General features: G+C 39.9%; 11 protein-coding genes and 1 tRNA gene. 8 read left to right on the top strand and 4 right to left on the bottom strand.

All coding sequences use genetic code 11. The annotated features are described in order from the left end of the window. Positions 1-211 precede the first annotated feature (211 nt). From AB3Y88_RS06125 to AB3Y88_RS06115, 3 genes are all read right to left on the bottom strand, one after another. Positions 212-284, bottom strand: a tRNA-Lys gene (locus AB3Y88_RS06125). 92 nt (positions 285-376) lie between these two features. After that, positions 377-934, bottom strand: a complete 558-nt coding sequence (locus AB3Y88_RS06120) for an ECF transporter S component (protein ID WP_056961982.1) — start codon at positions 932-934, stop codon at positions 377-379. 15 nt (positions 935-949) lie between these two features. Continuing rightward, a complete protein-coding gene (locus tag AB3Y88_RS06115) occupies positions 950-1,792 on the bottom strand; it encodes a pyridoxamine kinase (protein ID WP_056961979.1) in 843 nt (280 codons plus the stop codon). A 236-nt stretch (positions 1,793-2,028) separates the two neighbouring features. Between AB3Y88_RS06115 and yycF the strand changes: the two genes are divergently transcribed. The 7 genes from yycF to rlmH all read left to right on the top strand — a co-directional run bounded on the left by yycF (position 2,029) and on the right by rlmH (position 10,077). Next, entirely contained in the window at positions 2,029-2,739 is a 711-nt protein-coding gene (gene yycF / locus AB3Y88_RS06110; RefSeq protein ID WP_056961978.1) for a response regulator YycF, read from the top strand. A gap of 35 nt (positions 2,740-2,774) precedes the next feature. After that, positions 2,775-4,634, top strand: a complete 1,860-nt coding sequence (walK, locus tag AB3Y88_RS06105; protein ID WP_056961976.1) for a cell wall metabolism sensor histidine kinase WalK — start codon at positions 2,775-2,777, stop codon at positions 4,632-4,634. Beyond that, positions 4,624-5,970 (top strand): YycH family regulatory protein, encoded by a 1,347-nt coding sequence (locus AB3Y88_RS06100; protein WP_056961974.1) that lies wholly within the window; start codon positions 4,624-4,626, stop codon positions 5,968-5,970. Before walK ends, AB3Y88_RS06100 begins: the two co-directional genes overlap by 11 nt. A gap of 17 nt (positions 5,971-5,987) precedes the next feature. After that, positions 5,988-6,785 (top strand): two-component system regulatory protein YycI, encoded by a 798-nt coding sequence (locus AB3Y88_RS06095; protein ID WP_056961972.1) that lies wholly within the window; start codon positions 5,988-5,990, stop codon positions 6,783-6,785. A 40-nt stretch (positions 6,786-6,825) separates the two neighbouring features. Beyond that, positions 6,826-7,644: an MBL fold metallo-hydrolase gene (locus tag AB3Y88_RS06090; RefSeq protein WP_056961970.1), complete on the top strand. Its 819-nt coding sequence runs from the start codon at positions 6,826-6,828 to the stop codon at positions 7,642-7,644. Positions 7,645-7,806: 162 nt separating this feature from the next. After that, a complete protein-coding gene (locus tag AB3Y88_RS06085) occupies positions 7,807-9,138 on the top strand; it encodes a S1C family serine protease (protein ID WP_054757350.1) in 1,332 nt (443 codons plus the stop codon). Positions 9,139-9,597: 459 nt separating this feature from the next. Next, positions 9,598-10,077, top strand: coding sequence for a 23S rRNA (pseudouridine(1915)-N(3))-methyltransferase RlmH (rlmH, locus tag AB3Y88_RS06080; RefSeq protein ID WP_054757351.1), 480 nt, complete (start codon positions 9,598-9,600; stop codon positions 10,075-10,077). Positions 10,078-10,408: 331 nt separating this feature from the next. Here rlmH and AB3Y88_RS06075 read toward each other — a convergent pair whose 3' ends face one another. Continuing rightward, positions 10,409-11,416, bottom strand: a complete 1,008-nt coding sequence (locus AB3Y88_RS06075; RefSeq protein WP_228887970.1) for an NAD(P)-dependent oxidoreductase — start codon at positions 11,414-11,416, stop codon at positions 10,409-10,411. A 461-nt stretch (positions 11,417-11,877) separates the two neighbouring features. Between AB3Y88_RS06075 and AB3Y88_RS06070 the strand changes: the two genes are divergently transcribed. Further along, the gene (locus AB3Y88_RS06070; RefSeq protein ID WP_056961966.1) at positions 11,878-12,930 is read left to right on the top strand and encodes a hypothetical protein; all 1,053 of its coding nucleotides are present in this window, start codon (positions 11,878-11,880) and stop codon (positions 12,928-12,930) included. Positions 12,931-12,982: the final 52 nt, after the last annotated feature.

Raw genomic sequence — 12,982 nt, 5'->3', positions numbered from 1 at the left:
ATTGATGTTGATTTTTAAGGGGAGTGCTTTTTTTAACTAAAAAAAACTGCTACTCGATTGAGTAACAGCCACTGCCCCGCGCAAGTTCTTTTTTGGCTAACTTTTTTGATTATTACTGACATTCTATACAATGCAAATTTTTTTAAATACAAAAAAACCAATAATCACGGCATTTTGATACCTAATGATTACTGGTTTAGTAAACCTCTGATGGGTGGCCAGGGGATCGAACCCTGGACCCACGGATTAAGAGTCCGTTGCTCTGCCAGCTGAGCTAGCCACCCAAATAACTCATCAACAAGAAATATATTACCATGACTAATACTATTATGCAATAGAAAATTTAAAAAGTATTTTTGGCTGGCAGGAATCGGCGTCAACGCGATCCGTGGGTTGTAGCTGAAATTACAGTTCTGAAAGTGAAATACAGTAACGGGACACAAATCGCGGTTGAGATTGAATTAATCACAGTAGCCGGCAGACTTAGGAAAGATGCGACAATCGCTGTTTTAAAAGATGTTCCAACCATCAGGGCTTCAATAATTGCGGTACAGTATGAGGTCAAAATTTTAGTCGCACCGGCTGTAATTCCTAGTAAAATAATATTTCTTTTGGTGTCTTGATAACCAAATGCTTTAAAAACAGCGTTAAGCACAATTCCAACGATAATGACCTCTAAAATTGTCAACCAAGAGGTTAAAGCGTAGCCATTAAGAATATCAAAGCCCCCAAGACCAATTGCTCCAGCTAAAACCCCATTGCGCAATCCGAGAAAAAGGACAGCTAAAGCGGCGAGTGTATTTCCAAAATGAATAAATGGTCTGCCAACGAGGGCTGGAATCGGAATTCGTAAAATAAAAATTCCAAGATAAATGATAGCTGCAAAGAGACCGGTTAAAACAATCATTTTGAGTGAATTTTGTTCTTTTCGCATAATGTTCTCCCTCCTTTAAGTAAGTTGTTTTAATAATACAGACAATTGTTGAGAATAATCAAGACCAAAGCGCGAATCACGGTTTTTTTCTGTCTGTGCGTTTTCAATGCAAGCGCTAACGAAGTCCATTGCACTGGTTGCAGCTGTTTTAAGCTTTTTTTTCTTAAGCAGCGTCGCCAAAAGAATACTTGCAAAAAGATCCCCGGTGCCAAAATAACTGCCAGGGAGTTTTTTGCGTTGGAGTTCCCATATTTCCCGGGAAATAGCGTCAGAGCCAAAAACTCCGATTTGACCATTGTTTAATTGGACACCCGTAAGCAAAATTGCTGAGGCAGTGAATTTTTGCTTAAGCGCACCCACGATGCTATGTGCCTGCGCATTGGAAATAGTTCCTGAGGTGCATGTTTGACCTAGCAAAAGCTGGGCTTCAGTTACATTTGGCGTCAAAAGAGATGCATGTGCAGCTAGTTTGCGCATTTTTGTAACGTAAGCGGCGGTGAAGCCACGGTAGAGCCGACCGTGATCGCCCATCACGGGATCAATTAGCCACAGGCTTTTCGCTGTACCAATGCGGAGACGTTCTTTTAGCAAAACATCTACAGCTTTGTTTCCCAAGTATCCTAAATAGATGGCAGAAAAAGAAAGGGGTAATGTTTCCCAATGGGCAATGATTTTAGTCATTTCTGAACTAAGATCAAGGTAAGTATTTGCGCCTAAGCCGCCTGTATGTGTTGAAAGCAGTGCAGTGGGAAGGATGGTCGGCCTGAACCCCAGTGCACCCAGAAGCGGAAGCGCGACGGTCATTGAGACTTGACCGGCGCAGGAGAGATCCTGAGAAATCAAGATAGATGCTGTCATGGCCTAAACTCCTTTATATAATTTTAATGTGAACATATTATAGCACGAACCACGAGTGGCATGAGTGGTTATAAAACCTGGTTTGGCAACCAGAATGGGATAGGTTATAATAGAAGAGGTTTACTGTGTTGATTTTTTCAATAAGAGACTGATAGATCTTAAAAATCCAGGAAACACTAATAATTCTAAAGCTAACAGATATGCGTCAGTGTGTGCTTTAGGAAAGGAGTTTCATAATGAAGAAGATTTTAGTAGTTGATGATGAAAAACCAATTTCGGATATTGTTAAATTCAATTTAACTAAAGAAGGCTTTGACGTTTACACGGCCTATGATGGTCAAGAAGCTTTGGATCAAGTTGAAGAGGTTGTGCCGGACCTGATCCTGCTTGATATTATGCTGCCTAAGATTGATGGCTTGGAAGTTGCCCGTGAAGTGCGTAAAAAGTATGATATGCCGATTATCATGGTGACAGCTAAGGATGCGGAAATTGACAAAGTTCTTGGACTGGAATTAGGTGCCGATGACTATGTAACAAAGCCGTTTTCAAACCGTGAGTTGGTGGCCCGTGTCAAAGCAAATTTACGGCGACAAACGAGCGCAGCAGCGGCAGTTCAATCAGAGGAGGAAAAAAATAGTGAAATCACAATTGGTGATCTTACAATCCATCCTGAAGCGTATATGGTATCTAAGCGCGACGAAAAGATTGAGTTGACACACCGTGAGTTTGAATTGCTGTACTATTTGGCAAAACATATCGGGCAGGTAATGACACGTGAACATCTTTTGCAAACTGTCTGGGGTTATGATTACTTTGGTGATGTGCGGACGGTGGATGTGACGGTGCGTCGCCTGCGTGAAAAAGTCGAAGATAATCCTAGCCGTCCGATTTGGCTGATTACACGACGCGGTGTGGGTTACTATCTGCGTAATCCAGAAGCAGAATAGAAATTTAGAAAGTCTTAGTTCTTTTTGGAGTAATAATGAATAAAAAACTGCATTTTTTTCAATCAATTCATTTTAAGATTGCACTTGTGTTTGCTTTGTTATTGTTAATAACATTTCAAATCGTAGGGGCCTATTTTGTGCAACAATTAAAAAAAGATAACGTCAAGACTTTCAAACAGCAGGTGGAACTCTCAAGTTATATTGATAATTCATTAATTGACAATCTTGCGCGTAGCAACACCAAGAAGGCAAATTCAAATATTCGTGATATTTTGGAAGATATTGACAGCTCGAATGTGACTGAAGTCCAAGTGGTTGATACCAAAGGGACAATTCGCGGAGATAGTGATGTTAACAACCAAGGAATTGTCGGGCAAAAAACAACTAACAGTGATATCAAACAGGTCTTGTACAATGAGCGCTCATATGCCAAGTCAACGTATGACCGTTCAGATAACAAGCCCTATTATGTTTCTATTACACCGCTTTTTAGTGCCAGTGGAAATACCAATACGCTAGTGGGTGCAGTTTATTTGCGTGCTAGCTTGGAATCGGTCTATGACTCGATTCATAAGGTTACGGTGATTTTTGTCACGGCGGCTTTGATTGCAACTGTCTTTGGACTAATGCTGGCAATCTTAATCTCAAGAGCAATTACTCGTCCAATTGATGATATGAAAAAACAAACTAGTCGAATTGCTCAAGGTGACTATTCTGGTCAAGTTAAAGTCTACGGGACAGATGAATTGGGACAATTAGCACAGGCGGTTAACAACCTTTCAGTCCGAGTCGAAGAAGCCCAAGAATCCTCAGAGGCTGAACAAAGACGTTTGGATAGTGTTCTTTCACATATGTCAGACGGCGTGATTGCGACTGATCGCCGTGGAAACGTAATTATTATGAATGAAACAGCTTCTGAAGATTTGAATATTGATCCGGATGTCGCAGATGGACAATCTGTACTGGATATTCTTAACATTCGTGGAAGATATACACTGCGAGATTTGCTTGAAAATCAGGATGAAATCGTGATTGATCTTTCTGATGATGAGCATGAACAGATTTTAAATGCTTATTTTTCATTAATTCAAAGAGAATCTGGTTTCATCAGTGGGTTGGTATGTGTGCTGCATGATGTAACTGAACAGCAGCGGATAGATCGTGAACGGCGTGAATTTGTGTCGAATGTCTCACATGAATTGCGGACACCTTTGACAAGTATGCGCAGTTATATTGAAGCGCTCAGTGATGGCGCATGGAAAGATGCTAAAGTGGCACCGCATTTTATCAAAGTGACACAAGATGAGACTGAACGGATGATCAGAATGATTAATGATCTCTTAAGTTTGTCACGCATGGATTCTGGGACGTCTAAGCTTGAACTTGAGCTGGTTAACTTGAACGAACTTTACAACTATATTCTTGATCGTTTTGATATGATGCTGAAAACAGATGATGACGATGCGCGTAATGCCAAGCACTATACTATTAAACGTGATTTTACCCGGCGTGAACTCTGGGTGGAGATTGACACAGACAAGTTTATGCAGGTCGTGGATAATATCATGAATAACGCGATTAAATATTCTCCAGATGGCGGGGTTATAACCTGCCGCTTACTTGAGACACACAATCACGTAATCCTAAGTATCTCTGATCAAGGTCTGGGAATTCCTAAAAAAGATGTTGCACATATTTTTGACCGTTTCTTCCGAGTAGATAAGGCACGTTCGCGAGCTCAGGGCGGAACAGGTCTAGGCTTAGCCATTTCTAAAGAGGTTATTGAGATGCACGGTGGTAAGATCTGGGTTGATAGTGTCGAAGGAAAGGGCTCAACGTTCTATATTTCGTTACCTTACGAAGAATATGAGGGGGATTTGTGGGATGAAAATTAGAAATTTTCTGTTACATTCTGGCTTGATTATCACAATTCTAATCAGTGTTCTTCTTTCGGCATTAATTTGGATTAATCCTGCGGTTTTTCAACGTGACTCTAAAACAACGACCAGTACCGGAGAAAGTTCAGAAAATGTTAATAAAAAGAAGCTCAGTGATGTATTTTTACCGCTGCAGACAACTTTAAATCAAAATGGACAGAGTTATGTTTTATTTAGCGATAAGAATGATGTTACAGGGGATCTTTCGAAGCAATTAGGCAAATTGAGTCTAAAAGACGGCTCCCTTAAGACCTACAAGACTGATACTGAATATCAAGAGTTTTTACAGCAAAATGATTCGGTGCTCTTAAGTTACACCAGTTCGATTACAACGGCATTGTTTAATCAGGTTTTTTCACAAAAGCTTAAGGGGCTGCAGGAATACAAATTCAATCGGATTTTGATCCCACTTCAAGGAGGGGCAGTTTACCTTGTCAGTGATCAGAATCGCCAAGCTTATAAGCTGACGGTTAAGAAAGATTCCTATACCAAGATTAAGCAGATTTTAAATACGAATGGGGTTCAAAAGCTGAGCATCAGTTACTTTTCACTTGAAAGTGATAATCTGACAACCTTCTACACCAGTTCTTTTAGCCTGCCGCGGTATAGCTATTTAGTGAATAAATCCAACATCAGTCCATTCCTTAGTCAATTGCTGAACTCAAATGGACAATCATCGATTACTACCAAAGTTCAAAAGAATAAAACAATCTACTCTGATGGAACAGATAATCGCATGGAGGTCAATGATCAGACAGGAGAAGTTGTCTATGAGAATTATGCTGATGTCAATTACAATGGGAACGAGAAGGTGCGTGAGCAACAACTCGGATTCTATGATCTTTTGAAGCAGAGTTTTACACAACTCAATGCCCTAGGAGTGCAGTTAGATGATGTGCGTTACGCTGAATATAGTGAAAGTGACAACACAGTTACCTATCGCAGCTACATTGCAGGTTTTCCAATTATTAATGAAGACAGTTACGCCACATATAAGATTCAACCGTTAAATTCAGGTGGAAAGAAGTATGTGTTCTCGTTGAACGGTTTGCAAGTCCCAGTTCCATCTGGCGGTGCTAAAGAGACTTTACCTGCAACCGAAACTGTCTATCAAGAACTTGAGAATGCCGGTTATTCCAGCAATCAAATCAAGAGTATCAAAGTAGCTTATCAATGGGAGCAAAACACGTCTTCCAAACTGGTAGTAGACCTTGTTCCGACGTATTTTGTTAATTATAATGGCCATTGGCAAAGTTATACAGAATTGTTAAAGAAGACTGCTAGCGGAAATTAAGAAAGAGTGGTGTAAGTATGAACTTTAAAAGGATCGAATTAATTTTTTTCCTCGCGTTTATCGCGCTTGATATCTTTTTATTTGTTTCATATATGCAAAAAGATGACATTGTTGTTTCAACAACGAATTCAACAACTGAAGATTCCACGACCTCTGTGCTCAAAAGCATCCGCAATGATCAGATTTCATATGGCAGTCTTTCAGATAAAAAGAGTGAAGGCTTTTATATTTCCAGTCCGCAAAAGGACACGCTCAAAGAAAAGACATCAACTTTGCAAGGACAGTCATGGTCCTACGATGATCATAAATTAACCGCTGCTTTTGAAAATAGTATAAAATTAAAAGATGATAGCAAACCGCAAGAAACGCTGAACGCTGTTGTTAAAGATAGTACTAAGATAATTGCAGGGCAGCAATATGTGTATGACCGTGGTTTGTCAACCAAAAACATGGTTGTTTATACGCAGGTTGTAAAGGGGTATCCAGTCTACACGGCCGATGGTCAAATTAGATTTACAACAAGAAACGGCTATGTTACAGGATATACGCAAGGTTTGCTCGAAAACGTTGAGACCTTGCATGAGAAGCGACCGATTATTAGTCAAAAACGGGCGTTGATCTGGTTATATCAATATAATAAATTAGTAAGTAACAGTAGTGTTCAATGGGTCCGTTTGGGATATACACGCTTGCTTTCTGTGAATAACAGCCATGTTTACATTCCAACGTGGATGATTGCTGTTAAGAGCAATTCAACCGGCAATATTCAATATCGGCGCATAAATGCCTTTACTGGAGCTACCATGGATGATTAAAACAGATATTTATGAATTTTAGGTGATAGAAGGGTGAGCAATGGAGAGTTCTGAAAAACAGACAGATACGATGAAAGTCAGTGTTCTCGCAAGTAGTAGCAGCGGGAATGTTACATACATTGAGACGCCCGAACGTAAGGTGTTGGTTGATGCAGGATTGAGCGGAAAAAAAATCGCAGGGTTGATGAGTTCAATTGGTCGCGATCTTAGTGATGTGGACAGTCTTTTAGTTACACATGAACACAGCGATCATTGCAAGGGAGTTGGCGTGCTGGCACGCAAATACCACTTGGATGTGTACGCTAATGAAGGTACTTGGAATGCAATGGCACATAAAATTGGTAAGATTCCATTAGCCCAAAAGCATCTCTTTGAAATGGGGAAAACAAAGTCGTTTGGCGATCTTGATATTGAAAGCTTTGGCGTATCGCATGATGCTGCTGAGCCGCAATTTTATGAGCTTCATCATCACGGGCATTCCTTTGTGATCTTAACCGATACAGGCTATGTTTCTAGTAGATTAGAAGGGATCATTAAAGGTGCTAATGGTTATCTGATTGAATGCAATCATGATACTGAAATGTTGCGGATGGGGGCGTATCCGTGGTCACTAAAACAGCGAATTCTTAGTGATCAAGGGCATCTCTCAAACGATGATGGGGCGGCAACGTTAATTGATGTTTTGGGTAATCAGACAAAGAAAATCTATCTTGGTCACCTTAGTCAAGACAATAATATGAAGGAACTTGCGCATGTGACCGTTTCTTCAACACTGGAACAGCATGATCTAGGCGTTGGGCATGATTTTGCGGTTTTAGATACAGATCCTGCACGGGCAACTCCGCTAGCTGTAATTTAAGGAGCAGTGAAGAGCGAAGTTCAAAAAAAAAGACTTTTTTAACAAATGTAGGATTTAATTCATGCTTTTTTCAAATATTGTCGTTAGAATGTAACCATGGAAGAGCTATGAAAAAATCTCTGGGAGGGGGGTCAGCGTTATTTTTTGAATAGCGCATAACTCATGGATAATAACGAAGGAAATAACGAAGGACAAAAAACTTTTGAAGGGGAATTTAAAGAGCCTAATTCTCCAAAAAATAATGACAATCAACACCCTAAAATGGGTAAAATTTTTGTAGTAGCACTCGTTGGGGGCCTACTAGGAGGCGGAATTGCCTTTGGCGGCTATGGCGTGTACCAGCATTATCAAGAAAATGCGGTGAGCACCGCAAATTCACGCGGGACAACGAGTGTTAGTAATATAAAAGTAAACGTAAGTACACAATCTACCAAAGCATTCAATAAGATTCAAAATGCGGTGGTTTCAGTTGAAGCGTACTCTTCAAGTAGTTCTTCTAACTCACTGAGTGGTCTTTTTGGCTCAGGTTCAGATTCAAGTAGCTCGTCTTCTGAAAGCGAAGGCTCAGGTGTGATTTATAAAAAGGATGGTAATACGGCCTTTGTAGTTACAAATAATCATGTTATTTCAGGAGCAAATAAGGTCGAAGTCCTCTTGAACAGTGGGAAGAAATTGACTGCTAAAGTTGTTGGACATGATTCTGTAACTGATTTAGCAGTTTTGAAAATTAATGCAGCAAATGTTACACAGGTAGCATCATTTGGTAACTCAAATAATATTCAAGTTGGGCAGACAGCCCTTGCAATTGGTTCACCGCTAGGATCAACTTATGCAACCTCATTGACGCAAGGAATTATTTCAGCTAAAAAACGGACAATTGAAACAACCGATAGCTCAGGTGCAAGTACGGGACAGACTACCGTTATTCAGACTGATGCTGCCATTAATCCTGGTAATTCAGGCGGCCCGTTGATCAATCTTGATGGTCAAGTGATCGGGATTAACTCGATGAAGCTTGCATCTACCAGTTCAAGTTCGACTAGTTCGTCATCGTCGACAAGTGTTGAAGGGATGGGCTTTGCAATCCCAAGTAATGAAGTGGTAAACATCATCAATCAGCTTGTTAAAAATGGCAAAATTAAGCGTCCTGCGCTTGGAATTTCGTTAGTTGATTTAAGCTATGTTTCTACAAGTGACAGAAAATCAGTGCTGAAGTTACCAACTAGTGTTGATAATGGCGTTGTAGTCCTTAAGGTTTCGTCGAATTCACCAGCTAAACAGGCGGGGTTGCAGAAATATGATGTGATCACGTCCCTAGGTGGTAAGACGGTCAAAGGGCTCTCATCACTGCGCGAGGCGCTTTATGAGCATAAGGTCGGTGATACTGTGGAAATCAAGTATTACCATGATGGTGAACTTAAGACAGCAAGTATTAAACTGTCATTGGAAGCAGATGATGCAAATACGACCACCTCATCGAATTCTGGAAACTAGAATTTTAAGCATAATTTATAATTTGGTTACAGAGGTATTTGTCCGTGAATTGCGGTTGTCAAATACCTCTTTTTATGTGCACAATAATTATAAGGCACAGTTTTGAAGAGCTTTGTGGATAAAAAAGTGAATAGCAATCTTGGTGGGTGTTGAAAAGAGGGAGTGTTGTTGATAAATGGCTTTTTCCATCTTCTCAAAGTTATCCACAGATTGTGTTTTTGCCTGTGACTAACTTTATTTTGCACTTGAAATCTAGCGTATAAATGCTGTTGCATCAACGTTCTTTACCTAAAATTAAGGAGTGTAAAGACTGTGTAAAACTGTGGATAACTGATTAACTATTGACAAATTTGCAATTAATAAATGTTGTGACGAAAATATGTTCGCGCCAAGATATAGAGATGCTAGCTGTGGATAAGTGGATAACTTTGTGGATAACTTGTGAAAAGGCGGGTAGTTATGAACAGTAAAATTATTGTTGTTGGTAAACTTAAGGAGAAATACTTAAAACAGGGAATTGCAGAATACGCAAAACGCTTAAGCAAATTTTGTAATTTTGAAATTGTAGAAGTTCCCGATGAAAAGGCACCTGAGAAGTTGAGTACAGCACAAATGCAACAGGTTAAACAAATCGAAGGCGAACGCATTCTGGCTAAGATTAAGGAAAGAGAATACGTTTTTGCACTGGCAATTAAAGGTAAAGAGCTCAGCTCAGAAGAATTTGCAGCGGAATTTGAAAAATTAACAACTTATGGTCATAGTGCACTCACATTTGTCATTGGTGGCTCATTGGGATTGAGTCCCGCTGTATTAAAAAGAGCTGATGCGCAGTTGTCATTCGGACGATTCACCTTACCGCATCAATTAATGCGGTTGGTGTTGACGGAGCAGATCTATCGCGCTTTTATGATTAATGCCGGGAGTCCGTATCACAAATGATGCCTAGCATTGTTGTTTATCTATATTTGCTTCCAACAGTCCATTAATTCGAATATTAAAAAAGGGGGCTGTGACAAAATTTAACTTTTGTCACAGCCCCCTCTTTTATTCCGGATAAACGTGTTCCATAAGTCAAAATTCTCCGTCTAACTTCGAATTACTCATAGCCAAGTACTCACGATGTTCGTAATTTCGAGTTAGCACTCAAATTTTCCCAACTTATGTCACACTCTCTTTTTGAGGTTACTGAAACGAGCAAGCTGCGAGGGTTTTGAACCCTAACTGAGCGAGGTACTGGTTTTAATTAAGAATTTAAAAGCTGACTTTACTGCTATTTTGTAACTTTGGCTGGTTCGCTGACAAAACGATCAACTTTGGTGTGATTACCAGCAAAGAAGTTAACAATATTTTGGCATGAAATTCGTTGCAGTTCAGTAATTGAATTAACTGAGTAAAAAGCAGCATGCGGGGTCACGCTGACGTTTGTGCGCTTTAAGAGCGGATGTTTTTTCAACACAGGGTTTTCGACGGCTAAAACGTCAAGACCAGCACCTTTGATCCATTTTTTTTCAAGCGCAGTCAACAAGGCTTGCTCGTCAACACTTTCACCACGGGCCACATTGATAAAAAGCGGGTGTTTTCCTTGCCCCATTTGTTTAAACGCCGTGGTATTAAAAAAGTGCCGGTTGGCTGCAGTTAAACGCATGTGATTAGTGATGATATCTGCTGCAGCGTAAATTTGTGATGCCGTTACTAGCGGAATCTCAAGTTTTTCCGCCACTGCAGGAGGCAAAAAAGGATCATATGCAATTACTTTCATCCCGAATGCTTTAGCAAGATAGGCAACTTTTTGCCCAATTTTACCTAAACCGCAGATTCCTAAAGTCTGTTCAGCTAGGCGTTTTTGTGGTGGCAAGGCATTATATTTCCATAAATGTTCAACTGTCAGTAAATGATCGTAAGCTTTCAACTGCTTGGTCAAGCTCAATAATAATGAAAAGGTAAACTCGGCTACATCTGTACTGCAGTAATCAGAGATTGCGCAGACGCTAACTTGATGGGCGGCAGTGGCTTTGAGATCAATATTATTGAAGCCCATTGCATTTATTGAAATCAATTTTAGGTTAGGAGCGTTAGCCAGCAAGGTTTCATCTACAGGAATAAAGGCTGTTAGCAGTGCATCTGCATCCAACATTTCAGTGTAAAAGGCAGTTAATTTTTCAGGATTATATACCATAGTTTTTACGATCCAGTCAGGATGAGTCTGCGTTAGGAGTTTAAGTTCATAAGTATGATCTTCCATCATAGCTGCTGCGTAATCAGCAATCATAATTTTCATGTGGGCTACCTTCTTACTATACTTATTTTTTGCGATTTGAGGCTATCCCAGCAGGAAAAGCACAAATCAGATACTTGATGTTAGAAAATATATCATCTAAAGTACTTTTTAACCAGTTAGACACTTGAGAATCACTTGAGATTATAAAGTTCAAAAAATAATGATGAATATTATCTCGTTAAAAAAGAATATCTATTAACATGTAACCCATAACATTTAGATTTTATGCATTAAAGGGTTCACTAAAAGTCTGAGGAACTTTTTAAAACAACTTTTTTTTGCATATATACATTGTTATATTCATTGCACAACTGATTAATTCACTTGAATTTATAACAAGAACACACAGTGAGGTTCCAAGGTAACTTTTCCATAAGCCACTTTCATAGCGCTTACACGGCGATGTTTGCTATACTTACCGTAGACATGTTGAAGTATTCAGACTAGGAGGAGTGTTTACGATGGCAATTAAAACAACGATTTCCGAGTTAGCTGCATTACCGATACCTGAGACTGCTGCGCAAGTGATTACGCTGAACCTGAACCTGAGTAAACTAGCTTATGATGAAGCTGAACAGTTACGGGTCAAGAATCTTCTTAAAGAGATTAGGCGCAAGTTAGGGACCGAAGCGGATTCTTTTGTCACTGAGGTAAATGACTTGGTGAGACAGCAATTACCATATGCTGGGATCACCGTGGTTTTTGAAAGCAGTGCGGCCGCAGTTTATTATGTTGACCGTACTAGCATTGAGGAGTCGACGGTGCACGTTGGAGAGACAATCGACTTTTTAATGTTGTTAAGCGAAGCACCTAATAGCGATTATACTTTGATTGAATTGAATCGTGACAGCAGTCAGCTGTTTCGCTTGCAAAATAAGAAGGTGCAAGTATTAAAAATTCCAGATTATCCTACGAGCTTGCAGGATGCACTTGGAAGCGAGCTTAGTAAGAGTGAATTGAACTTTCATGCAAGAGGTGGAGAAGCCTTTTATCATGGACATAGCGAGATCAGTCAGGAAAAGCAGATTGATCAAGAACGCTATTATCGTTATCTGATTGAGTTTTTGGGTAAAGCGTCTTCCTTAAGCAAAAGCACGTTCATTCTGATGGGATTGCCACAAAACATCAACCTATTTGAAAAACTGAATGAGAATTTAACAATTGCAGCTGTCCGGGTCGAGCAGTCAGTTCAGAAACTTTCAACGGCCGAAATTGCGGAGCGTGTAAATGACAGAATTGATAATGATAATAAAAAGACCTCGGTAGCAGCAGTCACCAAGGACTTCAAGGATAACTTGTATACGGATCTTGGTAATATTCAAAACATGCTGAATGCACATGATATTCGTTATCTTTTTGTTGCACCAGAGGCTGAAATTGCTAAGAAAGGACCCGAGCTTTATCCGCAGATTAACCGGTTACTTAAACAAGCGCTAATTCAGCAGACTGCAATTTCTGTGGTGACGCAACAGCCGCAGATGCCGTTGGTCAGTGCAGCCGCATATGCAAAATAACGGCATAAAGTGACTGATTTAAGATAGAATAGTGGAACTGTACTAAAAGCCA

Origin of the sequence: Liquorilactobacillus satsumensis (assembly GCF_964065465.1) — a bacterium.
Taxonomy (GTDB): Bacteria; Bacillota; Bacilli; order Lactobacillales; family Lactobacillaceae; genus Liquorilactobacillus; species Liquorilactobacillus satsumensis.
Note: the sequence above shows the minus strand (reverse complement) of the source record. Positions and strands in the feature narration are given on the sequence as shown.